Source organism: Streptomyces sp. PH10-H1, assembly GCF_030063355.1.
Classification (GTDB): domain Bacteria; phylum Actinomycetota; class Actinomycetes; order Streptomycetales; family Streptomycetaceae; genus Actinacidiphila.
The window spans coordinates 46937-72391 of the sequence record NZ_JASISZ010000040.1 but is presented as its reverse complement, the minus strand read 5'-3'; the positions used below and the strand labels follow the sequence as shown (position 1 = coordinate 72391).

Genomic DNA, 25455 nt, shown 5'->3' with positions numbered 1-25455 from the left:
CCCACCCGCCCTTCCGGCACGCCGGACAGCGCCCCTGGGGCGAGCGCGCATCCGCGCGCAGGGCGGCGGGGCTTCGCCGCCCGCCCACCTGCCCACTTCCGCGCCGCGATCGTCGGGGAACGTGACCCGCTCGGGCGTACTTCCGAGCCGTCGAGCCCAGCTCCGGGTTCGATCGGACCGGAGGGGGACGGGGCCGTAGGGGTGGGGGTTCGAAATGCTGCCGAGCTATTTGATGGGCCGCCTGGAACGTAAAGAGGCGATTTCGAACCGCCGCCCCGGAGGGCCCGCCCCCCGCACCCCACGGGTATCGAACCCCGCCCCGGAGGGGGCCTACGCGTCCGCCAGGACCTGCCGCTGCCGCCCCAACCCGTCAATCTCCAGCTCGACCACATCCCCGGCCCGAAGATACGGCTTGGGTTCCGGCTGGCCCATCGCCACACCCCCCGGCGTACCCGTGTTGATCACGTCCCCGGGGTACAGCACCATGAACTGGCTGAGGTAGCGGACGACTTCCGCGACCGGGAAGATCTGGTCCGCGGTGGAGCCGTTCTGCTTCGGTTCGCCGTTGACCCAGAGCCGCAGGCCGAGTGCCTGCGGGTCGGGGATCTCGTCGGCGGTGACGAACCAGGGGCCGATGGGGTTGAAGGTCTCGCAGTTCTTGCCCTTGTCCCACTGGCCGCCGCGCTCGATCTGGAACTCACGCTCGGAGACGTCGTGGGACAGGGCGTAGCCCGCCACCGCGGCCAGCGCTTCCTCCTCGGACTGCGCGTAGCGCAGCTCGCGGCCGATGACGATGGCGAGCTCCACCTCCCAGTCCGTCTTCACGCTGCCACGCGGCACCAGGACGGTGTCGTCCGGGCCGACGACCGTGTCCGGCGCCTTCATGAAGACGATCGGCTCGGCCGGAATCGGCGCGCCGGTCTCCGCGGCGTGGCCGTGGTAGTTCAGCCCGATGCAGACGATCTTGCCGATCCGGGCGAGCGGGGGTCCGACGCGCAGGCCGTCGTCCAGCCGTGGCAGGGAGCCGTCCGCCGCGGCCTCGGCTATACGCGCGAGCGCGGCATCGTCGGCGAGAAGTGCGCCGTCGATGTCGGGAACGACGCCGGAGAGGTCGCGCAGGATTCCGTCGCCGTCCAGCAGGGCCGGGGCTTCCGCTCCGGCAGGTCCGACACGCAGCAGTTTCACAGATGTTCTCCCGTGGGCGAGGGCGGTCATCGGATGTCTTGGCAGATCCTCCAATCAGTCGAGGGCGTCGCGCAAGCCCCAGCTCACGAAGTGGACTTCGCGGCATTCAGTGCCACATGTAGGGCACACCACGGCCGGGCCCGTTCCACGGCGGTCCGTCGCTGACGGTGGCCGGGCGGTGGCCAGCAATCGCCCGGCCACCGACGGATCCACCACGGTCGGCGACCGGTCCACCGACAGCGCGGCGCAGCCGGGCCCGTGCGAGCAACCTCACGCCGCGTGCGGCACCGAGTGCCGCGTCACCTGCGGTCGGCGGCGCCAAGAAGAGCGCCTCGTCCGCCAGGACGTCCTCATCCGGCCGCTCGTCGTACGGCTCCGCCCGGTCGGGGCGGGGCCGGGCCCTCCGGGGCGGGGGTCCGAAATCGCCTCTTTACGTTCCAGGCGGCCCATCAAATAGCTCGGCAGCATTTCGAACCTCCATCCCTGCGGACCCGTCCCCCTCAGGTCCACTCCACCGCTGCGGACCCGTTGCGAACGCAGCGCCTGACGTGCGCTCGCCCCTGCGGGGGCGTAGCCCGGCGAGCCGGAAAGGGCGGGATGGTGGCGAAAGCCCCGCTGCAGGCGCAACACCAAGGGTGGGTGGGGGCAAGCCCGCCGCAGGCGAACCGGCGGCGCGGGGGCCGACGTACCCGCACCCCCGCCGGAGGCGATGCGGCCCGCCGCAGGCGAACCGGCTCTAGCGGGCCTCGGCCGACGTCAGCCGTCCCCACACCACCAGCCGGTACCTGGAGGTGAATTCGGGGGTGCAGGTGGTGAGGGTGATGTACGAGCCGGCGCCGGTCATCCGCGCGCCCGGGTGGACGGTGCTGAACGGGACCGGGGCGATCACCGTCCCGTCCGAGGCGGACGTCTGGGGCAGGGTCTGCTCCACGACGTAGGTGAAGCGGGTCTTCGCCGTCTCGACGGTCACGGTGTCACCGGCCCGCAGCCGGTTGATGTAGCGGAACGGTTCGCCGTGGGTGTTGCGGTGCCCCGCGAGGGCGAAGTTGCCGGCCTGGCCGGGCTGGGCGGTCTGCGGGTAGTGGCCCACGTAGCCGTGGTTGAGGATGTCGGTCTTGCTGACGCCCTGGGCGACCGGGGCCGTCACGCCGATCGCGGGGATCCGGATCACGGCGTAGGCCAGGTCATCCCGGTTCGGGGCCGTTGCCTGCCGCTGAGGAGGAGTTGAGGGAACCTTGTCATCGGATGTATTCATCGTCGGCGTACCGTCCGGCCCCGGCGTCGGGTCCTGCGCCTGGTCCTGCGCCTGGTCCTGCGCCTGGTCCTGCGCCGGAGCCGCGGCCCACTGCCGTTCCAGCGCCGCCACCTCGCGCCGCGCGGACTCGTGCGCCCGCAGATTCGTCCACCACAGCTGATGCGCCACCAGCAGCAGCACGACGACGCCGAAGGTCACCGCGAGCTCGCCGGCCCCCCACAGCGCCCGCCCCAGCGGCGTCCGCCGCGCGCCGCCGCGCCGGTGCCACCGCCCCTGTCCCTGGACGACCACCCGGACCGGTCTTGATTTCTGACGCACCGTCACACACGCCACGATACGGCCGTTCCCGGTCCGCCCGACAGGCCCGGGCACGACCCGGCATCCGCCGGACCGGCCGCTACCCCGCGAAGAACCGGGACGCCGTAAAGATGGCGAGTCCCGCCAGCGCTCCGACCACCGTGCCGTTGATCCGGATGAACTGCAGGTCACGTCCCACATGGGCCTCGATCTTGCGGGACGTCTGATCGGCGTCCCAGCCGGCGACCGTCTCGGTGATCAGAGAGGTGATCTCGTCGCGGTAGGTCGTCACCACATACGTGGCGGCGTCCTCCAGCCAGCCGTCCACCTTCGCCTGCAGGCCCGCGTCCGTGGCCATCCGGGCGCCCAGCGACAGCAGGGACGCCCGGGTCCGCAGCCGCAGCTCGCTGCGCTCGTCCTCGGCGGCGGCCACCACCATCCCGCGGACCGCGGTCCAGGCCGACTCGATCAGGTCCTGCACCTCGCCGCGCGCCAGGAGGTCCTTCTTCAGCCGCTCGACGCGCGCGCGGGTGTCGGGATCGGACTGCAGCTCGACCGCGAAGTCCCCGAGGAACCGGTCCACGGCCCCGCGCGCCGGATGCTCCGGCATGTCGCGCATCTCGGCGGTGAAGCGCACCAGTTCCTTGTAGACGCGCTCGCCGACCTTGCGGTCCACGAACCGCGGCGTCCACCCCGGCGCGCCACCCTGCACCGCGTCCATCACCGAGTCGCCGTGCTCCACCAGCCAGTCGTGCGCCCGGACGCAGATCAGGTCCACCACCCGCCGGTGACCGCCGTCCACGACGACCCGCTCCAGCATCCTGCCGATGCCCGGCGCGACCTCCTGACCCTCCGCGCGCCGGGTGATCGCCTCACCCACCACCGCCTGGACATCGGAGTCCCGCAGCACCTTCAGCACACCGCGCAGCGCCGCCGCCGCCTGCTCCGTCACCTTGTCGGCGTGCTCGGGCTCCGCGAGCCACTTGCCGAGCCGCGAGCCGATGCCGACCGCCCGCAGCCGGGTCCTTACGACGTCCGCCGACAGGAAGTTCTCGCCGACGAAATCGCCGAGGCTGTGGCCCAGGGCGTCCTTCTTCGTCGGGATGATCGCCGTGTGCGGGATCGGCAGCCCCAGCGGGCGGCGGAACAGCGCCGTGACGGCGAACCAGTCCGCCATCGCGCCGACCATTCCCGCCTCCGCGGCGGCCGCGACATACCCCGCCCAGGGGCCGGCCCCGGAGGAGTCCGCCCACTTCGCCAGGGCGTACACGAGCGTCGCGAAGAGCAGCAGCCCGGTCGCGATCACCTTCATCCGGCGGACGCCGCGACGTCTCTCCTCGTCGGCGGCCTCCGCCACGCTCAGGGCCGCACCTGGATCGCTCATCGCCGCCGCTTCCATCCGCTCCACCCGCGTATTGTCACCGCCACTGTCAATCTTGGAACGAACAACAGGTTCCCCACGTCCCGGGAAGTCACGCGCGGAAACGTCACGCCGGGTCGGTCACCTCAGGAATGACGGGAATGTCAGTTGATGTCCGGCGGGATTCCGGGGGTGCCGGGGAAACCCACGTCGAAGGAGCGAGGCGCCATGGCAGCGCGGGACAGGACCGGGGGGCTGCCCGGCTACGCAGGACACTTCGGGGAGCCCGAGGGATACCTCGACTTCGCCCGCTACGGCCCGCCGTCCCGCGACGTGCTGGACGCCACCACCCGGGTGGCCCAGCTCATCGACACCGTTCTCGCCTGCGGCGGCGAGGTCCTGTCCCCGTCGCCCCCGAGCAGCGGGCCGGCATCGTCTCCTTCCGCGTCCCGGGCACCGACCCGCGTGTCGCCGCCAAGGCGCTCCACGCGTACGAGGTCACCCCGACGGTCCGCGCGGACTCCCTGCGGCTGTCCGCGCACGCCTCGACGCCGCTGGCCGCGGTCGACCGCGTCCTCGCGGCCCTCGGCTCTCTGCGCTGAATCTCACCGCCCTGACGCTCACCGCGTTGAAGCCGGGCCGAAGCCCGTCGCTCCGGAGCTCACTCCGCCGGCCCTCCGGCGACCGGGATCACCGGGTCGGGCACGGACGAGTACATCCGCGCGATGACATCCTCGATCGCCGGCTCCCGGACCGACAGGTCCACCAGCGGATAGCGCGCCGCCAGTTCGGCGACCAGGGGCGCCGCGCTGGCCGCCGCGGGGAACGCCAGCCACTGGCGCGGCCCCTCCACCTTCACGCACCGCGCGCCCGCCACCCGCACCGCGGGCAGCTCGCGTTCGAAGTCCACGACGAGCGTGCGCTCGCTCTCCCCGACCGCGTGCAGCCCGCTCAGCCCGCCGTCGTACACCAGCCGCCCGTGGTCGATGACCATCACCCGCTCGCAGAGCTGCTCGATGTCGGTCAGATCGTGGGTCGTCAGCAGCACCGTCGTGCCCTGCTCCGTGTTGACCGTCCGCAGGAACTCCCGCACCTTCGCCTTGCTGATCACATCGAGCCCGATGGTCGGCTCGTCCAGATACAGCACCTCGGGATCGTGCAGCAGCGCCGCCGCGATGTCACCGCGCATCCGCTGCCCGAGCGACAGCTGCCGTACCGGCACCTCCAGCAGCGGACCGAGATCGAGCAGATCGACGCACCGCGCCAGGTTCTTCGCGTAACGCCCGTCCTCGATCCGGTACATGCGCCGCACCAGCTGGTAGGAGTCCTTCAGCGGCAGGTCCCACCACAAGGTGGTGCGCTGCCCGAAGACCACACCGATGCGCCGCGCCAGCTTCATCCGCTCCCGCGAGGGGTCGATTCCCGCCACCCGTACCCGCCCGCCGCTGGGCATCAGGATCCCGGTCAGCATCTTGATGGTGGTGGACTTCCCGGCCCCGTTCGGCCCGATGTAGCCGACCATCTCACCGCGCGGCACGCTGAACGAGATCCCGTCGACCGCCCGCACCTGATGCCGCTCGCGGCGCCACCGCCCGGCCTTTCGGCGTACGTCGAAGACCTTCTCCACCGCGTCGAGTTCGACGTGCGCGTCCAACTTCCGCCCCCTCAGCTTCCCGTGCTCCGGTACGAACGCAGGCCGGCCCGCCACGCCAGCCCGGCCACCGCGCAGCACGCCACCGCCACCAGCGGCGACGCGAAGTCCAGCCACCCCGGCAGCCCCAGCGGGTCGTCGCGGCCCAGAACCCGCAGCGCGGGCAGCCAGTTGACGAAGGCCAGCGGCACGACGAAGGTGACGCCGCGCACCAGGTCCTTGGCGAAGATGGACGGCGGGTACTGCAGCAGCGTGTTCCCGCCGTACGTGAAGGAGTTCTGCACCTCGGAGGCGTCGCCCGCCCAGAACTGGAAGGCCGCCCCGAGCACGAACACAGCCGAGAAGATCGCGGCGCCGCTGAGCAGCATCACCGGCAGCAGCAGCACCTTGACCGGGGTCCAGCCGATGTCCAGGCGCCCCAGTGACCAGCCCAGCACCAGCACGCCCTGGATGACGCGCCCCAGCCGCCGCAGCGCGAACCGGTCCGCGGCCACCTGCGCGAGCACCGGCACCGGACGCAGCAGCAGGGTGTCCAGCGTGCCGTCCCGTACCCGCCGCCCGAGCCGTTCCATGCTGCCCATCACCAGATCGGCCAGGCCGAAGGCGGTACTGGTCGTCCCGTACAGGAACGCCACCTCGGCGAGCGTGAACCCGCCCAGCTTCGTCACATGGGAGAACATCAGCAGGATCGCGGCGAAGTCGAGCGCGGTGGCCGCGAAGTTCCCGAACGCCGTCATCAGGAACGACGCCCGGTACGCCATCGTCGAGCGGACCCACATCGCGACGATCAGCCCGTACGCCCGCAGTCCCTCAACCACCCTGTACCACCACCTTCCTGGTCGCCACCGACTGCAGGGCCCGCCCGGCCGCGAGCAGCGCCAGCGCCCATCCGGCCTGGAACGCGAGCGCCCCCAGCAGATCCAGGCCGGTGTGCCGGCCCAGGAAGACATCGGCCGGGATCTGCAGCAGCGCCGACCACGGCAGGGTCCGCGCCAGCTCACCCAGCAGCCCGGGGAAGACGTTCAGCGGCAGCAGCGACCCGGAGAAGAACATGCCGGCCAGACCGAAGATCTGGCTCACCCCCGCGCCGTCGAGCAGCCAGAAGGCGCTGAGGACGACGAGATAGCGCAGCGCGAAACTGACGACGACCCCCAGCGTGACCGACACCAGGAACAGCAGCCAGGTCAGCGGATTCGCCGGCAGTGCCAGGTCGAAGGCGAGCGCGCCGATCAGCATCGGCACGACGCCCCGGCCCAGCAGGTGGAAGGCCGCCCGGCCCAGGTCGCCGGCGAGCCACCACAGTTGCAGATCGGCCGGCCGGTACAGGTCGATCGCCACGTCCCCGGTGCGGATCCGCTCGATCAGCTCGTCCTGGAAGCCGCCGCCCATCATCGCCGTGCTCATCAGCAGCGCCTGGCCGATCCAGACATACGTCAGCGCCTGCGACAGGTTGTAGCCGCCCAGCCCGGGGCGCTCGGCCCACAGGGCGGTGTAGGTGTAGGCCAGGATGAAACCGAAGACCGTATTGGTGAACACCCCGGCCGCCGTGGCCACCCGGTACGTCGCGAACCGCCGGAATCCGCTCAGCGCGACCGCCGCGTACAGCCGCATGCCGCTCACGCCCCGCCCCCTCAGCTCGCGTCGGTTCACGTTGGCCGCCGCCCGTTGCGCATCCGTTCGCGCCAAAGCGACCGAGCTTAATCGCCCATCGGGAGGACCGGCGAATGATTTTCCACCCGTCCGGGTGCGGCGTGTCAGCCATTCGGCCTGTCACAGCCCTGTCACGGGTGCGCGCCGTTGATCGCGCAAGGACAGATGATGCGACAGTGTTGAACGGGGCGTACGTAACGATTGACCCAAGATGTTCCGTCGCGGACCAACCCCGGCGGCGGCGGAGGAGTCCTAACAGACATGAGCGACGAGCCGAAGCAGCAAGAAGGCAGTACCGCTTCGTCAGGCTGGGCGCCACGACCGCCGGCCACCGACAGGCGAGGACGGCCCAAGCGCACCGGTCTCGGCCGGCTCATCCCGACCTGGCGGATGGTGACCAGCACGGTCATCGTCGTGCTGCTCATCTGCATCGGCGGATTCTTCCTCGGCTACGCCCTCGTGCCGATCCCGAACCCCAACGCCGCGGCCACCGCACAGAGCAACGTCTACTTCTACGCGGACGGCAAGACCGAGATCGCCCGCGACGGTGAGATCAACCGCGAGAACGTCACCCTCGCCCAGATCGCCAGGACGGCCCAGTACGCGGCGCTCTCCGCGGAGGACCGCGGCTTCTACCACGAGTCGGCGGTCAGCCCCAAGGCGATGATCCGAGCCGCCTGGAACACCGTCACCGGCAAGGGCGCTCAGTCCGGCTCCACGATCACCCAGCAGTACGTGAAGAACTATTACCTCAACCAGGAACAGACCGCGCTCCGCAAGGTCAAGGAGTTCTTCATCGCGATCAAACTCGATCGCAATGAGACCAAGGAACAAATCCTCGAGGGGTACCTGAACACCAGCTACTTCGGCCGGAACTCCTACGGCATCCAGGCCGCCTCCCGGGCGTACTTCAGCAAGGACGCCGACAAACTCACCACCGCGGAAGGCGCCTACCTCGCCACCCTCCTCAACGCCCCCAGCGAGTACGACGTCGTCACCCACCCGGCGAACGCCCCCAGGGCCGAGGCCCGGTGGAACTATGTCCTGGACGGCATGGTGAAGGAAGGCTGGCTCAGCGCCCAGGAACGCGCCATCACCAAATTCCCCACCCCCGGCAAGCCCAAACCCGCCGCCAGCAAGACCGGCCAGCGCGGCTATCTCATCGAGGCCGTCAACGACTACCTCGCCAGCAACAACATCATCGACGCGGAGACCCTGCGCGCCGGCGGCTACCGGATCGTCACCACCATCCAGAAGGACAAGGAGGACGCCTTCGTCACCGCCGCCAAGAAGCAGATCTACGACAAGCTCGGCACCAGCAAGGCCGACACCTACGTCCGCGCCGGCGGAGCCTCCATCGACCCCGCGACCGGCAAGGTCGTCGCCATGTACGGCGGCATCGACTACACCAAGCAGTACGTCAACAACGCCACCCGGCGCGACTACCAGGTCGGTTCGACGTTCAAGCCCTTCATCTTCGCCTCCGCCGTCCAGAACAACTCCCAGACGCAGGACGGCCGCACCATCACCCCCCGCACCCTCTACAACGGCGCCAACCTCCGCCCCGTGACCGGCCCCGACGGCCCGGTCGGCTACAACCCGCCCAACGAGGACGGCGCCACCTACGGCGACATCACCGTCACCAGGGCCATGGACCGGTCGGTCAACGCCGTCTACGCGCAGCTGGCCCAGGACGTCGGCGTCAGCAAGGTCAACGACACCGTGCGCGCCCTCGGCGTACCGGACGCCGTCAAGCTCATCGCCACCCCCTCCATGGCGCTGGGCACCATGGAAGCCAGCCCGCTGGACATGGCCCAGGCCTACGCGACGCTCGCCAACCACGGCAAGCACATCCCGTACACCTTCGTCGAGAAGATCACCAAGGACCACGGCGACCTCGCCCTCCCCAAGCGCGACGGAACACAGGCGGTCACCCGCCAGGCCGCCGACACCACCACCTCCGTCCTCCAGAGCGTCGTCGACGGCGGCACCGCCGTCGTCGCCCAGGACTCCGGCTGGCCGTCCGCCGCAAAGACCGGCACCATCGACGAGGACAAGGCCGCCTGGTTCGCCGGATACACCCCGAACCTCGCCACCGTCGTCGCCGTCATGGGCCAGGACCCCGACACCGGCGGGCTCAAATCCCTCAACGGCGCGATGAACCTCCCCCGCATCAACGGCGGCGGCCCGCCCGGCGACCTCTGGGCCGCCTACACCGCGGCCGCCCTCAGCAACGCACAACAGCAGAGCTTCGACCTCCAACTCCAGGACGGCGCCGCCACCCCGTCCGAGACCCCGTCCGAGACCCCCTCCACGTCGCCGACGCCCTCCCGCACCCCGTCCCAGACCCCCTCCCGCACCCCGTCGCAGACGCCTTCCGGGACCCCGTCGCAGACCCCGTCCCAGACCCCGTCGACCCCCACGGAAACCCCGTCCGGCCCACCCAGCACCCCCCCGACGCTGCTCCCCAGCGGCGGCCAGACCGGCGGCGGGGCCGGCGGCCCGGCGGGGGGCTGACGGGGACCGCTCTCACTGACCCGAGGTCGCCTTCAACCCGACCGACCAGGCGACCTCGACCAGACCCGCAACGCACAAAAGGACCCATGCCATGACGGCACCTCCAGGTTCACTGCTTCCAGGGGGTGCGTCGTCTTTGCATGGGTCCCGGTACGGCGCGTCTCGTCGGGTCTCATCCCGGCCCTAGCAAATTACAGATAAAGGCCCGTGGAGTCCTCCGACCCCTTCAGCCGCTCCGACGCGACCGCGTGCAGATCCCGCTCGCGCATCAGCACGTACGCGACACCCCGCACCTCGACCTCGGCCCGGTCCTCCGGGTCGTACAGCGCCCGGTCCCCGACCTCGACGGTCCGCACATTCTGACCGACCGCGACCACCTCGGCCCAGGCCAGCCGCTTGCCCACCGCGGCCGTCGCCGGAATCAGGATGCCACCGCCCGAGCGGCGCTCCCCCTCGGAACCCTCGGCCCGGACCAGCACCCGGTCATGCAGCATCCGGATGGGCAGCTTGTCGTGCTCATTCTTGGAACTCACGTCCACGACGTTACCGGCGACGACGGCGAACCGAGAGCCCGGCCACCACAGCGACCAGCGCCACCGCCGCCACGGCGACCGGAACCACCCGGTCCACCCGCAGCACTCCGTCCTCGGACACGAAGTGGCCCCGCGCTTCGCTCACCGTGCGATTCACCGCCACATACGCCTGCCCGACCGTACGATCCACCGCGGAGAAGGCCTTCGCCTTCACATCGCGCGCGATCGTCGTCGGGTGAACCCGCACCGCGATCTCGTCAAGAGTCGCGGCCAGATCCTGCCGCCTACGGGAGATCTCCGCCTCGATCTGGGCGGGAGTCCTGCCTTCCGACACCGCATTGCCTCCAACGCCTCGACCGGTACCGTGACGGACAGTCTGTCAGCCCGACGCGGACCGCGCCCCGTCGGCACCCCCGTTTGCGTACCCGCGTGTACCGCGTAAGGAGCCACCACCCATGAGCGAACGCCTCCAGCCCGGCGACACCGCCCCCGCCTTCACCCTCCCGGACGCCGACGGCAATCCCGTCTCGCTCGCCGACCACGCGGGCCGCAAAGTCATCGTCTACTTCTACCCGGCCGCCCTCACCCCTGGCTGCACCAAGCAGGCCTGCGACTTCACCGACAACCTCGACCTGCTCGCCGCCGCGGGCTACGACGTCATCGGCGTCTCCCCCGACAAGCCGGAGAAGCTCGCGAAATTCCGCGAAAAGGAATCCCTGAAGGTCACCCTGGTGGGCGACCCCGACAAGAAGGTCCTCGAGGCGTACGCCGCCTTCGGCGAGAAGAAGCTCTACGGAAAGACCGTCACCGGCGTCATCCGCTCGACGGTCATCGTCGACGCCGACGGCAAGGTCGAGCACGCCTTCTACAACGTGAAGGCCACCGGCCACGTCGCCAAACTCCTCAAGGACCTCCAGATCTGAACCCGCCCTCTGGGCCCCCGCGCCGCTCGGCGCGGGGGCCTTTGCGTGTCCCCCTCCCGCGTAACCGTCACCCGAATGCCTCGTCAATACGTACGAGGCTGCGACCAGCGGCCGCACCCGGGCTCTGCAGCCGCCACCGGTGAGCGAGGGATTCCCCCGGTCGCGGGTGCTGGTGAAACACGACGGCAACGGCCGCACCAAGACGGTGACGCTACGCCGAGCACTAGGTCAGATCGGCGTTCCAGAGCTGCGCGCGGTCTGCGGCACAGGCCCATCGTGGGGCGGAAGGCCGATGACCTTGGAAATCGACCACGCCAATGGCGACGGGAGCGACGACCAGCCGCAGAACCTACGGCTGCTCTGCCCCAACTGCCACGCGATCACCAGCACCTGGTGCCGAGGGGGGCGTCGCACAAGCTCGTAGCCCACATCCTTCACCGGGGCAGCCGCCACCCGATATCATGGGTGGCGGCTAGCGGCGGTGGCGCAGCGGCGACGCAGCAGACTTAGGATCTGTGGCCCGTGAAACGGCTTGAGGGTTCGAATCCCTTCCGCCGCACAGCAACGACCTGCGGATCGAAGGATTGATCCGCAGGTCGTTTTTTGTCGCCATGGTCACCCCAGCAGCTCGGCCACTACCGGCGCCAGCGCCCGGAACGCCTCGCCCCGGTGGCTGATGGCGTTCTTCTCCGACGGAGTCAGTTCGGCGCAGGTGCGGGTGTCGCCCAAGGGCTGGAGGATCGGGTCGTAGCCGAAGCCGCCGGTGCCGGTGGGGGTGTGGCGGAGGGTGCCCAGGAGACGGCCTTCGACCACCCGTTCGGTACCGTCCGGGAGGGCGAGAGCGGCGGCGCAGGCGAAGTGGGCGGCGCGGTGGGCGTCGTCGATGTCGGAGAGCTGGGCGAGCAGGAGGGCGAGGTTGGCGGCGTCGTCGCCGTGGGTGCCGGCCCAGCGGGCGGAGAAGATGCCGGGGGCGCCGCCGAGGACGTCGACGCAGAGGCCGGAGTCGTCGGCGACAGCGGGCAGGCCGGTGGCCCGGGCGAGGGCGTGGGCCTTGAGGAGGGCGTTCTCGGCGAAGGTGACGCCGGTTTCCTTGACGTCCGGGATGTCGGGGTAGGCGTCCGCGCCGACGAGGTCCACGGCGAGACCTGTGCCGGCGAGGATGGCATGGAGTTCGGTCACTTTGTGACGGTTACGGGTCGCGAGGACGAGGCGCTGCATGGAGCCGATTATCCCGTGGCCTGGCCCGGCGCTAGCCCGGGGTGCAGACCTTGGTGAGTTCGCCCGCGGCGTCCGCGACGGGTGTGATGTCCGGGGTGGTGCCCTTGTTGGCGGCCGTGCGGGCGTTCTGGACGGCTGTGGTGAGGTCGGTGACGGCCTTGCCGACGTCGGCGTTGCCGGTTTTGCTGCCGACGTCCTTGAGGTCCCGGGAGATCTGGTCGAGCGCGTTGACGGCGTCCTGCGGGCTGTTGCCCGCGTTGCCGACGGCGTTCTGCAGGTTCTGGACGTCACCGGCGACCGTGGCGGCGACGTGGGCGCAGTCGAGTGCCTTGTCGATGGCACTGCAGCCCGCGGCGGCCGGAAGGGTCAGGGCGGCTGCCGCGGCGATGGCGGCGAGGGTGATGCGGCGGCGCGTGGCCATGGTTGGGTTCCTCCCCCGTGAATCTCTGTCTGAGACCGGTACCAGTAAACACGCGCCACGCGCCGCCTCAGTTGCCTCACCCGGCCGGGTCGGCAAGTCCTAGCCGAGTACGGCCAGTTGTGCCGCCGTCAGTTCCGCGCAGCCGCCGACGGCGAGGTCGAGGAGGGCGTTGAGTTCGGTGCGGTCGAAGGGGGCGGCTTCCGCGGTGCCCTGGACCTCGACGAAGCGGCCGTCGCCGGTGCAGACGACGTTCATGTCGGTCTCCGCCTTGACGTCCTCCTCGTAGGCGAGGTCGAGGAGGGGTACGCCGTCGACGATGCCGACGCTGACGGCGGCGATGGTGCCGGTGAGCGGCTTGGCGTTGGCGCGGATGAGCTTCTTCTGCTGCATCCAGGTGACGGCGTCGGCGAGGGCGACGTAGGCGCCGGTGATGGCGGCGGTGCGGGTGCCGCCGTCGGCCTGGAGGACGTCGCAGTCGAGGACGATGGTGTTCTCGCCGAGCGCCTTGTAGTCGATGACGGCGCGCAGCGAGCGGCCGACGAGGCGGGAGATCTCGTGGGTGCGGCCGCCGATCTTGCCGCGCACGGATTCGCGGTCGCCGCGGGTGTTGGTGGCGCGGGGCAGCATGGAGTACTCGGCGGTGACCCAGCCTTCACCGCTGCCCTTGCGCCAACGGGGTACGCCTTGGGTGGCGCTGGCGGTGCAGAGCACTTTGGTGTCGCCGAAGGAGACGAGGACGGAGCCCTCGGCGTGCTTGCTCCATCCGCGTTGGATGGTGACGGGGCGGAGCTGTTCGGGGGTACGGCCGTCGAATCGAGACATGGTGCCGACCCTATCGAGAAACGACGCGAGCCCCGTTCCAGTGGTGGAACGGGGCTCCGGTCGGACGGCTAGGGCCTGTCCGGCCGATCTTGACCGGACAGGCCCTAGCCGCTCACATCATGTCTTCGATGTCGGCGGCGATGGGGTCGGCGTCGGTGCCGATGACGACCTGGATCGCGGTGCCCATCTTGACGACGCCGTGGGCGCCGGCGGCCTTCAGCGCGGCCTCGTCGACCTTGCTCGGGTCGATGACCTCGGTACGGAGGCGGGTGATGCAGCCCTCGACCTCTTCGATGTTCTCGATGCCGCCGAGCCCGGCGACGATCTTCTCAGCCTTGGTGGCCATCTCTCACTCCTGAAGTGTCTGGGCCCGGCGGCCCGGTCCGATTTCAAACGGTAACGCACGTTTGGCCCATCCTCGCAGGCAGGGTCACGGTTCGTGGCCAAAGATAACGATCACTGGTGCCGTGCCCTCGGGGGCGTAGTGCCACCCCGTCGTAAATGGTCTACACCACTTTGGGCCAGCCGACAAAACACGCAGTCACCACGGCAGCCACCAGGAGGCCACTGATGAGTTCGGACACCGCCGCCGCCGCGCAGCGCCCACGGAAGAAGTGGACCGGCACCGCCTTCCAGAACCTGCAGAAGATGGGCCGCAGCCTGCAGTTGCCGATCGCGGTGCTGCCCGCGGCGGGCATTCTGAACCGGCTCGGCCAGCCCGATGTCTTCGGCGACGACGGCCTGGGGTGGCACAACGTCGCCAAGGTCTTCGCGGGCGCCGGCGGCGCCCTGCTGGACGGTTCGCTCGGCCTGCCGCTGCTGTTCGCGGTGGGTGTCGCGATCGGCATGGCGAAGAAGGCGGACGGTTCGACGGCGCTGGCGGCGGTGGCGGGCTTCCTCGTCTACTACAACGTGCTGCGCCAGTTCCCGGTGGCCTGTGCCGCGGGGGCCAAGTTCACCAGCGGTGTCTGTCTGGCCGGGAATACCGCGAGCGCGGCCACATATCAGAACCCCGGTGTCTTCGGCGGTATCGCGATGGGCCTGATGACGGCCTTCTTCTGGCAGCGCTACCACCGCACCAAGCTGGTCGACTGGCTCGGCTTCTTCAACGGCCGCCGTCTCGTCCCGATCATCATGGCGTTCGTGGCCATCGTCTTCGCTGTGCTCTGCGCCTGGGTCTGGCCGCCGATCGGCGACGGGCTGACCAGCTTCGGCAAGTGGCTCGTCGACCTGGGCGCGACCGGCTCCGGCATCTTCGGTACGGCGAACCGCGCACTGCTCGTCATCGGTCTGCACCAGTTCCTGAACGTCTTCGTGTTCTTCCAGTTCGGCGACTACACCAAGGCGGACGGCACGGTCGTGCACGGTGACATCACCCGATTCCTGGCGGGCGACCCGACCGCCGGCCAGTTCACCTCGGGCTTCTTCCCGATCATGATGTTCGCCCTCCCGGCCGCCGCGCTGGCCATGGCGCACTGCGCCAAGCCGCACCGCCGCAAGGAGGTCAGCGGCATGATGCTCTCGATCGGCCTGACCTCACTGGTCACCGGGATCACCGAGCCGATCGAGTACTCGTTCCTCTTCATCGCCCCGGCGCTCTACGTAATCCACGCGGTGCTGACCGGTGTCTCGCTGGCGGTCACCTGGGGGCTGGGTGTGCACGACGGCTTCAGCTTCTCTGCCGGCCTCATCGACTACGTCATCAACTGGGGCCTGGCCACCAAGCCGTGGATGATCATCCCGATCGGATTGTGCTTCGCGGTCGTGTACTACGCCCTCTTCCGCTTCGTGATCACCAAATTCAACCTCCTGACGCCGGGACGTGAGCCGGACGAGCTGGAGGAGGAGCTGGTCGAGGAGAACATCAAGTAGCAAGAGAAGTAGCAGAAACGTGAGCAATACGGGCAAAAATCCCGGCCCGCACGGCCTCCGAGTCCTTGGACTCGGGGGCCGTTTGTCATGTGGCCGCTGGGGCCGTTTGTCATGTGGTTCAGCCCACCGGAACTGGGGATTCCTTTATCCCGCCCCGACGTGTTAAAACTGGTCTACACCACTCAGTGGTATAGACCATAGCGGCGGGCCGTCCCCCTTGAAGTGCCCGCCTCACCAGGAGGAATCTGATGAGTACGGCCACCGCTACGGCGGCCCCCGCGAAGAAGCGGGGCTCCGGTCTCTTTTCCGGCCTGCAGAAGGTCGGCCGCAGTCTCCAGCTGCCGATCGCCGTCCTGCCGGCCGCGGGCATCCTGCTCCGCCTCGGCCAGGACGACGTGTTCGGCGACAAGGGCCTCGGCTGGCACAAGGTCGCGGCTGTCTTCGCGACCGCGGGCGGCGCGGTCTTCGACAACCTGCCGATGCTGTTCTGTATCGGTGTGGCGATCGGCTTCGCCAAGAAGGCCGACGGCTCGACCGCGCTCGCCGCGCTGGTCGGCTTCCTGGTCTACAGCAACGTCCTGAAGGCGTTCCCGGTCACCGAGGCCGTCATCAAGGCGGGCAAGGACGACCCGGCGGTCTACAACAACCCCGGTGTCCTCGGCGGCATCATCATGGGTCTGCTGGCCGCGGTCCTGTGGCAGCGCTACCACCGCAAGCAGCTGGTCGACTGGCTCGGCTTCTTCAACGGCCGCCGTCTCGTCCCGATCATCATGGCCTTCGTCGGCACGCTCGTCGGTGTCATATTCGGCCTCGGCTGGGAGCCCGTCGGCAAGGTCATCAGCAACTTCGGCGAGTGGATGACCGGCCTGGGCGCCGTGGGCGCCGGCCTGTTCGGCCTGATCAACCGCGCGCTGATCCCGGTCGGCATGCACCAGTTCGTGAACTCGGTCTCCTGGTTCCAGCTCGGTGACTTCAAGAACTCCGCGGGCGAGATCGTGCACGGCGACCTGACCCGCTTCTTCGCCGGTGACCCCACCGCCGGACAGTTCATGTCGGGCTTCTTCCCGATCATGATGTTCGGCCTCCCGGCCGCCGCGATCGCCATCGCGCACTGCGCCCGCCCCGAGCGCCGCAAGGCCGTCATGGGCATGATGATCTCCCTCGCGCTGACCTCGTTCGTCACGGGCATCACCGAGCCGATCGAGTTCTCGTTCATGTTCATCGCCCCGGTGCTCTACGCGATCCACGCGGTCCTCACCGCCGTCTCGATGGCCGTCACCTGGGCCCTCGGCGTGCACGCCGGCTTCACCTTCTCGGCCGGCTTCATCGACTATGCGCTGAACTGGAACCTCTCCACCAAGCCATGGCTGATCATCCCGATCGGGCTCTGCTTCGCGGCGATCTACTACGTGGTCTTCCGCTTCGCGATCATCAAGTTCAACCTCACCACCCCGGGCCGCGAGCCCGAGGAGGAGCTCGAGGACCTCACCAAGGCGTGAGCCTGGTGTAGCCCGATCCCTGAGGGCATGGGTGAGGCCCCCGGAACCGCACGGTTCCGGGGACGTGGCCGTGCCGCAGCGGTTCTCCCAGCGCTCGTACGGGACCCGGCTCGCCAAGGATGACGTTCTCGGCGCGCTGAGGGCCGAACGGGCGGAACGTGATTCGACCCTGGGTCTGCCCGGTGGCACCGGGTGATCGTCGTCGATGCGTCGGTCTTCGTCTTCTCACTGCTGGACGAAGGGCCGACGGGCGACCGCTGCCGCGGAGCGCTCGCCGCTGATGACCGGTGGATCGCCCCGGAGCACTGGATGGTCGAGGTGCTCTCGGTGATCAGGGGCAACCTGCTGGGCGGGAAGATCAGCGCGACGCACGCGGCCGACGCCGTCGACGGGCTGGCCCGGATCGACCCGGTCGTGCCGCGCACCCGGGTGCTGTTGCCCCGCATGTGGGAGCTCCGTGGGAATGTCACCACCTATGACGCGGCGTATGTCGCGGCCGCCGAAGCGTACGGATGCACCCTCCTCACCACGGACGGCCGGCTGTCGCGCGCCTCTGGGCTGCGATGCGCCGTGGACGTCATCGACTGACGCGGTTCAGAGGTCGACGTGGCTCAGAGGTCGTACACCGCGCCCGAGGTGGCGAGTTCCACCGGGCCGTCGAAGACCGCACGGGCGTCGGTGAGGTTGCGGGCGGGGTCGGTCCACGGGGGGATGTGGGTGAGGACGAGGCGGCCGGCGCCGGCGCGGTCGGCGTGTTCGCCGGCCTGGCGGCCGTTGAGGTGCAGCTCGGGGATGTCTTCCTTGCCGTGGGTGAAGGACGCTTCGCAGAGGAAGAGGTCGGTGCCGTCGGCGAGACCGAGGAGAGCGTCGCAGGGGCCGGTGTCACCCGAGTACGTGAGGGACCTGCCGGCGTGCTCGATGCGGAAGCCGAAGGCCTCGACGGGGTGGCTGACCCGGTCGGTGGTGATGGTGAAGGGGCCGAGGGTGAAGCTGCCGGGCTCCAGGGTGCGGAAGTCGAAGACCTCGCTCATGCACTTCTCGTCGGGCATGTCGCCGTAGGCGCTGGAGAGCCGGCGCTCGGTGCCCTCGGGTCCGTAGACGGGGATCGCGTCGGCCGGGCCGCCGTCGTGGCGGTAGTAGCGGGCCACGAAGTAGCCGCACATGTCGATGCAGTGATCGGCGTGCAGATGGCTGAGCAGGACGGCGTCCAGGTCGTACAGGCCGCAGTGGCGCTGCAGTTCACCCAGGGCGCCGTTGCCCATGTCCAGCAGCAGCCGGAAGCCGTCGGCCTCGACGAGGTAGCTCGAGCAGGCCGATTCCGCGGACGGGAACGACCCCGAGCAGCCGACGACGGTGAGCTTCATGCCGTGAAACCTCCGTGGGCACGCCACAGATCGCCCCCATACCGGTTGGAGTGGGGGGTTAGGCGGGTGCGGTCCGCCATATGTTGACGAGCGTAAGGCGCGGGGCGGGCCGCCGCGCCTCCTCAGCGCTCCGTTGTGGGCGGAATCACCAGTACGAGGGGCGGCCGGTACGGTCGGTTCCGATCGAGGATCTCCTTCGACAGATTTTCGACGGCGGGAGCCCATATGGACATGACCTGGTGGTGGGTGGCGGCCGCGGCGGTGGTCGTCGTGGCCGTTCTCGCGGCATGGGCGCGGACCGGGACACGGGCCGGGTCACGGATCCGGGCGCGGGCCGGGGCGAGGGGCGGGTCGCGGGCCGGGGCGCGGCGCCGTCCGGGCGGCCCGACGCGTCCGCCGCGGGCACCGGGCCGTCCGGGGCCCCTGCGCGGCGGGAAGCGGGCGCCGGCTCCGGGGGAGATCTGGTGGGCGGATGTGCCGTTCGAGGACGGGCCCGGATCAAAGGACCGGCCGTGTCTGGTGCTGTCCGTGCACAAGGGGACGGTGCGCGTCGCGAAGATCACCAGCAGGCACCACGAGGAGCTGCCGGGCGTGATCGCCCTGCCGCCGGGAGCGGTGGGCGACACGCAGGGCCGTACGAGCTACCTGGAGACCGATGAGCTGCGGGACGTCCGTTCCGCGGCGTTCCGCCGCCGGGCGGGGGCGCTGGACGCCGCGCTGTGGCAGCGGGTTCAGCGCATGACGCGCTGACCGCCGCACGGCGGCCGCGCGGCGGCGGTCACGCCCAGAGCTGGCCGTGGAGCCGGTCGACCGCGGCTTCGGTGGTGGGGGCGGTGTAGATGCCGGTGGAGAGGTACTTCCAGCCGCCGTCGGCGACGATGAAGACGATGTCGGCGCGCTCCCCCGCCCGGTGGGCCTTGGCGGCGACGCCGAGCGCGGCGTGCAGGGCGGCGCCGGTGGAGACGCCCGCGAAGATGCCCTCCTGCTGGAGGAGCTCCCGGGTGCGGCGGACGGCGTCCTCGGAGCCGACGGAGAAGCGGGTGGTGAGGACCGTCGCGTCGTAGAGCTCGGGGACGAAGCCCTCGTCGAGGTTGCGCAGGCCGTAGACGATGTCGTCGTAGCGCGGCTCGGCGGCGACGATGGAGACGCCGGGGACCTTTTCGCGCAGGTAGCGGCCGACGCCCATCAGGGTGCCGGTGGTGCCCAGGCCCGCGACGAAGTGGGTGATGGTGGGGAGGTCCGCGAGGATCTCGGGGCCGGTGGTGGCGTAGTGGGCGCCCGCGTTGGCCGGGTTGCCGTACTGGTAGAGCATCACCCAGTCGGGGTGTTCCGCGGAGATCTCCTTGGCCATGCGGACGGCGGTGTTGGAGCCGCCCGCGGCCGGGGAGGAGATGATCTCGGCGCCCCACATGGCGAGCAGCTCTCGGCGCTCCTGCGAGGTGTTCTCGGGCATGACGCAGACGATGCGGTAGCCCTTGAGGCGCGCGGCCATGGCCAGTGAGATGCCGGTGTTGCCGGAGGTGGGCTCGAGGATGGTGCAGCCGGGTGTCAGCCGGCCGTCCGCCTCGGCCTGCTCGATCATGTGGAGCGCGGGGCGGTCCTTGACCGAGCCGGTGGGGTTGCGGTCCTCAAGTTTGGCCCAGACGCTGACGTCGTCGGACGGGGACAGGCGCGGGAGGCGGACGAGCGGGGTGTTGCCGACCGCCGCCAGCGGGCTGTCGTACCGCATCAGGCCGTGTGCGTTTCGGGAGTGGAGCCGCCGGCGACGGCCGGGAGGATCGTGACGCTGTCACCGTCGGTGAGCTTGGTGCTGATGCCGTCGAGGAAGCGGACGTCCTCGTCGTTGAGGTAGACGTTGACGAAGCGGCGCAGGCCGCCGTCGACGACGATGCGCTCGCGGATTCCGGTGTGCCGGCTCTCGAGGTCCGAGAAGAGCTCGTCGAGCGTGCTGCCGGCACCGTCGACGGCCTTGGCGCCGTCGGTGTAGGTGCGGAGGATGGTCGGGATGCGGACCTCGATGGCCATGGGGCGGGCTCCGTTACATGCGGGCGTCGGGCGGGGGGACGTGCGGGCGTGCCAGGTGCTGGGACAGCAGTGCTCAGGCGCGCGGACAGGCGGCACTGGCGACGCGGCAGAGGTCGACGTGCAGCCGCGCCGCTCCGCAGCCAAAGGCCCCGAGAAGAGCGGAGGCGGAGCGACGCGAAGCGAGCGGAGCGAGCAGCATGCCCGGCGGCTTGTTGTTCACGTCGTGGGGAACCATGAGCTCATCGTATCGATTCCCCGGAGCCGTCCGAGACGGTCGTCCCACGATCCGGACATCAGGCCTCGGAGGCCACTACCCGCACGTCTTCTTCGGTCACGACCCCGTCCACAATGCGGAATGAGCGGAACTGGAACTCCTCCGCGGTCGAGACGAGGACGTAGTGCGCGCCGGGCTCGTTCGCGTAGGTGATGTCGGTGCGGGACGGGTACGCCTCGGTGGCGGTGTGCGAGTGGTAGACGATCACCGGCTCCTCGTCGCGGTCGTCCATGTCGCGGTAGAGCTTGAGCAGGTCGGTGGAGTCGAACTCGTAGAACGTGGGTGACCGGGCCGCGTTCAGCATCGGGATGAAGCGCTCGGGGCGGCCGGTGCCCTCCGGTCCCGCGACGATTCCGCATGCCTCGTCGGGGTGGTCGGCGCGGGCGTGGGCGACGATCGCGTCGTGGAGCTCCTGGGTGATGGTCAGCATGCCCGAAGCATAAAAGGGCGGCCGCGGCACGGGCGCGCGGGCATACGAAGGCCCGCCCCAGGGGTGCGGGGGCGGGCCTTCGCGGTGGATGGTGGCTTCGGCGCGCGGGGTCAGCGCACGGCGTCGGCCATTGCGGGCTCCGGGGCGACGTGCGGCTTGGGGGCGAACGCCTCCGGGTTCTTCCGCTTGAGCCAGGCGTACCCGATGCCGAGGATCGCGAACCACGCCGGAGCGCTGTACAGCGAAATCCGGGCGTCCTCGTCGATGCCGATCATCACCATCACGCCGGCGAGGAAGATCAGGGCGATCCAGCTGGTGTACGGGGCGCCCGGGGCCTTGAACCAGGCCTCGGCGGCGCGGCCGGCCTTCACGGCGGCGCGGTAGCGGAGGTGGGAGACGAGGATCATCGCCCAGGTCCACACGCCGGCCACGGTGGCGAAGGCCGTGATGTAGGTGAAGGCGCCGTTCGGATCGACGTAGTTGATCCACACGCCGATGCCCATGAGGGCGACGGAGACCAGGATGCCGGTGGCCGGGGTCTGGCGGGAGTTGAGCTTCGCGAAGGCCCTCGGGCCCTGGCCGTTGACGGCGAGGTCACGGAGCATGCGACCGGTGGAGTACATCCCGGAGTTGCAGGACGACAGGGCGGCGGTGAGGACGACGAAGTTCACGATGGCCGCGCCGAACGGGATACCGATCTTGGCGAAGGCGGCCACGAACGGGCTCACGCCGGGCTGGAACTCGGTCCAGGAGACGACGCCGAGGATCACGATGAGCGCGCCGACGTAGAACACCCCGATCCGCCAGGGCAGGGTGTTGATGGCCTTGGGGAGGGTCTCGCGGGGGTTCTCGGCCTCGCCCGCGGTGACCCCGACGAGCTCGACGGCGAGGTAGGCGAACATCACGATCTGCAGCGTCATGAGGGACTTGCCGACACCGTTGGGGAAGACTCCGCCGTCGCCCCACAGATGGCTGAGGGAGGCGGTGTCACCGGCGGCCGAGAAGCCGATGGTGAGGACGCCGATGCCGATGAGGATCATGCCGATGATCGCGGTGACCTTGATCATCGAGAACCAGAACTCGACCTCGCCGAAGACCTTCACCGAGATCAGGTTCACTCCGAAGAGCACCAGGAGGAAGACCAGGGCGGAGATCCACTGCGGGAGGCCCTTCCACCAGTAGGTGATGTACACCGATGCGGCGGTGACCTCGGCCATGCCGGTGACCACCCACATCAGCCAGTACGTCCAGCCGGTGACGAACCCCCAGAACGGGCCCAGGAACTCGCGTGCGTAGTCGGCGAAGGAGCCGGACACGGGGCGGTAGGTGAGGAGCTCGCCGAGGGCCCGCATGATGAAGAAGATGATGACGCCGGCGATGGCGTACATCATGATCAGGCTCGGTCCCGCCTGGTGGATGGCCTTGCCGGCACCCAGGAAGAGGCCGGTGCCGATGGCTCCGCCGATGGCGATCATCTGGATCTGCCGGCTGCCGAGCCCGCGCTGGTAGCCCTCTTCTGTGACGTCCTGCTCGGTGACGGCCTGTTCGACGGTCTTGTCCGTCGGCATGGTGGTGCGCCTTTCTCCATATCCCCCCGGACAGTGGAGTTGCCACCGGCGATCGGCCGGCTCGGCGCCTGGCGGAACAGGGGTGGCGTCCCGGCCAGTGGTCGGAATTAGTACCACGGGGTGAGACGGCGCCACAGACGGCAATGGTGACGCAGGCCACAGGCAAAACACCCTGAAGGTGAAGTGATGCCGCATAACGGACTATCACGGTGACGTGATCGTTATCCGGATTTGAGCGTCCGCTGAGCGTCCACTGAGCGTCCACCGGGCGGGCGGCGGGGGTCGCGGACGCGTCCGGGCGGCACGCTGTGCCGCCCGGCGGCGTCACAGCGTCTCGATCAGCGTCTCCTGCAGACCGCCGAGCCACAGATAGGCCATCACCATCGGCTTGAGCGGATCGTCGTCCGGCAGCCGGTAGAGCTCGGTGTCCTCGTCGGTGACCTCGAGCCGGGTGCCGATGGTCAGCCGCAGGTCATTGAGGGCGCCGAGCCAGCGGCGGGACTCCTCGGGGGTCAGCCGCAGCGCCGGGCCGCCGGCGTCGAGGGACCGGACCAGGGCCAGTACGTCCTCGCGCTTGCGGGTGCGCAGGTCGTTCTCGGTGAAGCGGCGGAATTCCGAGGACTGGGCGGTGTCCTCGTAGGCGTCCGGGAAGAGCCTGGCCAGAGCGGGGTCGGAAGGGGGCTTCGTAGGCCCGTCGGTGAACAGCGCCGCGAGCGGGTCGTCGGAGACCGGCTCCTTCCCCGGGCCGATCATCTCCAGGAGCTGCACGGCGAGGCTGCGCAGGATGGAGACCTCGACGGTGTCGAGCACGATCACGGCGCCGCCGCCCGGGGCGGCCTCGAAGTAGCCGGCCATCAGCGGTCCTGCTGCAAGGTCGCCCACAGGCCGTAGCCGTGCATTGCCTGCACGTCGCGTTCCATCTCCTCGCGGGTGCCGCTGGAGACCACGGCGCGGCCCTTGTGGTGGACGTCGTTCATGAGTTTGACGGCCTTGTCCTTGGAGTACCCGAAGTAGGCCTGGAAGACGTACGTCACGTAGCTCATCAGATTGACGGGATCGTTGTGCACCAGCGTCACCCAGGGAACATCCGGGTCGGGTACCTCAAAGGGGGCCTCACTCGACTCGGGCCGTTCGATCTCTACGGGCGCGACACTCATCACCTCCCCAATGCTGCCGCTCCGGCGGCGGTTCGCACAAATGGACGCGGAAGCGGAGAGAAATCGTCACTCTGACGAGTAGTCGGGGTATCATCCCGCCCATGAGCGCTGCAGATCTGGGGCTGCCGGTGGCCGTACCGTCCACCGCACTGTTCACCGACCGGTACGAGTTGACGATGTTGCAGGCTGCGCTGCGCAGCGGGGCGGCACACCGGCACTCGGTGTTCGAGGTCTTCACCCGCCGGCTGCCGGAAGGGCGCCGGTACGGCGTCGTCTGCGGCACCGGGCGGGTGCTGGACGCGGTGGAGAACTTCCGTTTCGACGCCGATGTGCTGGAGTTCCTCGCCCGCGAGAGCGTGGTGGACGCGCCGACCCTGGAGTGGCTGGCCAACTACCGCTTCACCGGCGACATCTGGGGTTACCCCGAGGGCGAGGTGTACTTCCCCGGTTCGCCGGTCCTCCGGGTGGAGGGCACCTTCGCCGAGGCGGTGATCCTGGAGACGGTGATCCTTTCGATCCTCAACCACGACTCCGCGATCGCGGCGGCCGCGTCCCGGATGGCGGTCGCGGCGGGCGGCCGTCCGCTGATGGAGATGGGCGCCCGGCGGGCGCACGAACTGGCGGCGGTGGCCGCCTCGCGCGCCGCGTACGTCGGCGGATTCCTGTCCTCCTCGAACCTCGCGGCCGGCTTCCGTTACGGGCTGCCGACCATCGGCACGGCCGCGCACGCGTTCACCCTGCTGCACGACACCGAACGGGACGCCTTCATCGCGCAGGTCGACTCCCTGGGCCGCGGCACCACGCTGCTCGTGGACACCTACGACCTGATGTCGGCGGTCCGCACCGCCGTCGAGGTCGCCGGGCCCGAGCTGGGCGCGGTCCGCATCGACTCCGGCGACCTGCTGCTGCTCGCGCACCGGGTGCGGCAGCAGCTGGACGACCTCGGCGCCAAGGACACCCGGATCGTGGTGACCTCCGATCTCGACGAGTACGCCATCGCCTCGCTGGCCGCCGCGCCCGTGGACGCGTACGGCGTCGGCACCTCGCTGGTGACCGGCAGCGGGCACCCGACCTGCTCCATGGTCTACAAAATGGTGTCCCGGGCCACCTCGAACGACCTGGACGCGCCCATGGTGGCCGTCGCCAAGAAGTCGATGGGCGCCAAGACCAGCGTCGGCGGCCGCAAGTGGGCGGCCCGGCGGCTGGACGAGGACGGCGTCGCGGAGGCCGAGGTCATCGGCACCGGGACCGTCCCGGATGCGCTGGCGGACCAGCAGCTGCTCGTTCCGCTGGTACGCGGCGGGGAGATCACCGGCCGCGAGCCGCTGGAGGCCGCGCGCACCCGGCACATCGAGGCCCGGGCGGGGCTGCCGCTGTCCGCCACGCAGCTCTCGCGCGGCGAACCGGTGATCCCGACGGAGCAGGTGTGACGGA

At 69.8% G+C, this 25455-nt stretch carries 28 protein-coding genes, 1 tRNA gene and 1 pseudogene; 10 read left to right on the top strand and 20 right to left on the bottom strand.

The genetic code is table 11. The annotated features are described in order from the left end of the window. Positions 1–330: 330 nt before the first annotated feature. The 6 genes from QMK24_RS23570 to QMK24_RS23545 form a co-directional block, all read right to left on the bottom strand. On the bottom strand, positions 331–1185 hold the full coding sequence (locus QMK24_RS23570; protein WP_283468640.1) for a fumarylacetoacetate hydrolase family protein: 855 nt from the start codon (positions 1183–1185) through the stop codon (positions 331–333). Between the two features lie 736 nt (positions 1186–1921). Beyond that, positions 1922–2758: a class E sortase gene (locus tag QMK24_RS23565; RefSeq protein WP_283468647.1), complete on the bottom strand. Its 837-nt coding sequence runs from the start codon at positions 2756–2758 to the stop codon at positions 1922–1924. A gap of 79 nt (positions 2759–2837) precedes the next feature. Further along, positions 2838–4136: a DUF445 domain-containing protein gene (locus tag QMK24_RS23560; RefSeq protein WP_283468646.1), complete on the bottom strand. Its 1299-nt coding sequence runs from the start codon at positions 4134–4136 to the stop codon at positions 2838–2840. Positions 4137–4758: 622 nt separating this feature from the next. Further along, on the bottom strand, positions 4759–5751 hold the full coding sequence (locus QMK24_RS23555) for an ABC transporter ATP-binding protein (protein ID WP_283468638.1): 993 nt from the start codon (positions 5749–5751) through the stop codon (positions 4759–4761). Positions 5752–5762: 11 nt separating this feature from the next. Continuing rightward, positions 5763–6527, bottom strand: a complete 765-nt coding sequence (locus tag QMK24_RS23550; RefSeq protein ID WP_283468645.1) for an ABC transporter permease — start codon at positions 6525–6527, stop codon at positions 5763–5765. Positions 6528–6558: 31 nt separating this feature from the next. Further along, positions 6559–7359 carry an ABC transporter permease gene (locus QMK24_RS23545; RefSeq protein WP_283468644.1) on the bottom strand — a complete coding sequence of 267 codons (801 nt, stop codon included), beginning with the start codon at positions 7357–7359 and terminating at the stop codon, positions 6559–6561. Between the two features lie 300 nt (positions 7360–7659). Here QMK24_RS23545 and QMK24_RS23540 point away from each other — a divergent pair, with 300 nt between their 5' ends. Next, positions 7660–9915, top strand: a complete 2256-nt coding sequence (locus QMK24_RS23540; protein ID WP_283468637.1) for a transglycosylase domain-containing protein — start codon at positions 7660–7662, stop codon at positions 9913–9915. A gap of 191 nt (positions 9916–10106) precedes the next feature. On the opposite strand, the gene QMK24_RS23535 is transcribed toward QMK24_RS23540, so the two are convergent. Both QMK24_RS23535 and QMK24_RS23530 read right to left on the bottom strand, forming a co-directional pair. After that, positions 10107–10409 (bottom strand): GroES family chaperonin, encoded by a 303-nt coding sequence (locus QMK24_RS23535; RefSeq protein WP_283468643.1) that lies wholly within the window; start codon positions 10407–10409, stop codon positions 10107–10109. A 49-nt stretch (positions 10410–10458) separates the two neighbouring features. Next, positions 10459–10782, bottom strand: coding sequence for a DUF3618 domain-containing protein (locus tag QMK24_RS23530; RefSeq protein WP_283468636.1), 324 nt, complete (start codon positions 10780–10782; stop codon positions 10459–10461). A 121-nt stretch (positions 10783–10903) separates the two neighbouring features. Between QMK24_RS23530 and bcp the strand changes: the two genes are divergently transcribed. The 3 genes and pseudogenes from bcp (at position 10904) to QMK24_RS23515 (ending at position 11930) form a co-directional block, all read left to right on the top strand. Continuing rightward, complete coding sequence (gene bcp, locus QMK24_RS23525) at positions 10904–11371, top strand: thioredoxin-dependent thiol peroxidase (RefSeq protein WP_283468635.1); 468 nt, start codon at positions 10904–10906, stop codon at positions 11369–11371. Positions 11372–11525: 154 nt separating this feature from the next. Continuing rightward, positions 11526–11795 (top strand): annotated as a pseudogene (locus QMK24_RS23520) (HNH endonuclease); the annotation flags it as partial. A gap of 51 nt (positions 11796–11846) precedes the next feature. After that, positions 11847–11930 (top strand) — tRNA-Leu (locus QMK24_RS23515). A 56-nt stretch (positions 11931–11986) separates the two neighbouring features. On the opposite strand, the gene rdgB is transcribed toward QMK24_RS23515, so the two are convergent. The 4 genes from rdgB to QMK24_RS23495 form a co-directional block, all read right to left on the bottom strand. Further along, entirely contained in the window at positions 11987–12589 is a 603-nt protein-coding gene (gene rdgB / locus QMK24_RS23510; protein WP_283468633.1) for an RdgB/HAM1 family non-canonical purine NTP pyrophosphatase, read from the bottom strand. A 31-nt stretch (positions 12590–12620) separates the two neighbouring features. Next, the gene (locus QMK24_RS23505) at positions 12621–13010 is read right to left on the bottom strand and encodes a hypothetical protein (RefSeq protein ID WP_283468632.1); all 390 of its coding nucleotides are present in this window, start codon (positions 13008–13010) and stop codon (positions 12621–12623) included. 99 nt (positions 13011–13109) lie between these two features. Beyond that, entirely contained in the window at positions 13110–13832 is a 723-nt protein-coding gene (rph, locus tag QMK24_RS23500; RefSeq protein WP_283468630.1) for a ribonuclease PH, read from the bottom strand. 112 nt (positions 13833–13944) lie between these two features. Beyond that, on the bottom strand, positions 13945–14178 hold the full coding sequence (locus tag QMK24_RS23495) for a PTS sugar transporter subunit IIB (protein ID WP_112449866.1): 234 nt from the start codon (positions 14176–14178) through the stop codon (positions 13945–13947). Between the two features lie 224 nt (positions 14179–14402). Between QMK24_RS23495 and QMK24_RS23490 the strand changes: the two genes are divergently transcribed. The 4 genes from QMK24_RS23490 (at position 14403) to QMK24_RS23475 (ending at position 17791) form a co-directional block, all read left to right on the top strand. Next, the gene (locus QMK24_RS23490; RefSeq protein ID WP_283468627.1) at positions 14403–15704 is read left to right on the top strand and encodes a PTS transporter subunit EIIC; all 1302 of its coding nucleotides are present in this window, start codon (positions 14403–14405) and stop codon (positions 15702–15704) included. A gap of 248 nt (positions 15705–15952) precedes the next feature. Then, positions 15953–17203: a PTS transporter subunit EIIC gene (locus tag QMK24_RS23485; protein ID WP_283468626.1), complete on the top strand. Its 1251-nt coding sequence runs from the start codon at positions 15953–15955 to the stop codon at positions 17201–17203. Positions 17204–17267: 64 nt separating this feature from the next. Next, positions 17268–17399 (top strand): hypothetical protein, encoded by a 132-nt coding sequence (locus tag QMK24_RS23480; RefSeq protein WP_283468625.1) that lies wholly within the window; start codon positions 17268–17270, stop codon positions 17397–17399. Further along, positions 17396–17791, top strand: coding sequence for a type II toxin-antitoxin system VapC family toxin (locus QMK24_RS23475; RefSeq protein WP_283468624.1), 396 nt, complete (start codon positions 17396–17398; stop codon positions 17789–17791). The genes QMK24_RS23480 and QMK24_RS23475 overlap by 4 nt, the downstream gene beginning before the upstream one ends. A gap of 23 nt (positions 17792–17814) precedes the next feature. Here QMK24_RS23475 and QMK24_RS23470 read toward each other — a convergent pair whose 3' ends face one another. Then, positions 17815–18567, bottom strand: a complete 753-nt coding sequence (locus QMK24_RS23470) for an MBL fold metallo-hydrolase (RefSeq protein WP_283468623.1) — start codon at positions 18565–18567, stop codon at positions 17815–17817. A 225-nt stretch (positions 18568–18792) separates the two neighbouring features. Here QMK24_RS23470 and QMK24_RS23465 point away from each other — a divergent pair, with 225 nt between their 5' ends. Then, positions 18793–19317: a type II toxin-antitoxin system PemK/MazF family toxin gene (locus QMK24_RS23465; protein WP_283468622.1), complete on the top strand. Its 525-nt coding sequence runs from the start codon at positions 18793–18795 to the stop codon at positions 19315–19317. Between the two features lie 28 nt (positions 19318–19345). Here QMK24_RS23465 and QMK24_RS23460 read toward each other — a convergent pair whose 3' ends face one another. The 7 genes from QMK24_RS23460 to clpS form a co-directional block, all read right to left on the bottom strand. Then, a complete protein-coding gene (locus tag QMK24_RS23460; protein ID WP_283468621.1) occupies positions 19346–20296 on the bottom strand; it encodes a PLP-dependent cysteine synthase family protein in 951 nt (316 codons plus the stop codon). Beyond that, positions 20296–20592 (bottom strand): MoaD/ThiS family protein, encoded by a 297-nt coding sequence (locus QMK24_RS23455; RefSeq protein WP_283468619.1) that lies wholly within the window; start codon positions 20590–20592, stop codon positions 20296–20298. The genes QMK24_RS23460 and QMK24_RS23455 overlap by 1 nt, the downstream gene beginning before the upstream one ends. Positions 20593–20665: 73 nt before the next feature. Then, positions 20666–20827 carry a putative leader peptide gene (locus QMK24_RS23450; RefSeq protein WP_283468618.1) on the bottom strand — a complete coding sequence of 54 codons (162 nt, stop codon included), beginning with the start codon at positions 20825–20827 and terminating at the stop codon, positions 20666–20668. Between the two features lie 58 nt (positions 20828–20885). Further along, positions 20886–21296 (bottom strand): M67 family metallopeptidase, encoded by a 411-nt coding sequence (locus QMK24_RS23445; RefSeq protein WP_283468616.1) that lies wholly within the window; start codon positions 21294–21296, stop codon positions 20886–20888. A gap of 110 nt (positions 21297–21406) precedes the next feature. Beyond that, positions 21407–22864, bottom strand: a complete 1458-nt coding sequence (locus tag QMK24_RS23440) for an amino acid permease (RefSeq protein WP_283468615.1) — start codon at positions 22862–22864, stop codon at positions 21407–21409. A 324-nt stretch (positions 22865–23188) separates the two neighbouring features. Next, complete coding sequence (locus QMK24_RS23435; RefSeq protein ID WP_283468614.1) at positions 23189–23719, bottom strand: DUF2017 domain-containing protein; 531 nt, start codon at positions 23717–23719, stop codon at positions 23189–23191. Further along, the gene (gene clpS / locus QMK24_RS23430) at positions 23719–24033 is read right to left on the bottom strand and encodes an ATP-dependent Clp protease adapter ClpS (RefSeq protein WP_283468642.1); all 315 of its coding nucleotides are present in this window, start codon (positions 24031–24033) and stop codon (positions 23719–23721) included. Before clpS ends, QMK24_RS23435 begins: the two co-directional genes overlap by 1 nt. Positions 24034–24122: 89 nt before the next feature. Between clpS and QMK24_RS23425 the strand changes: the two genes are divergently transcribed. Continuing rightward, the gene (locus QMK24_RS23425; protein ID WP_283468613.1) at positions 24123–25451 is read left to right on the top strand and encodes a nicotinate phosphoribosyltransferase; all 1329 of its coding nucleotides are present in this window, start codon (positions 24123–24125) and stop codon (positions 25449–25451) included. Positions 25452–25455 lie beyond the last annotated feature (4 nt).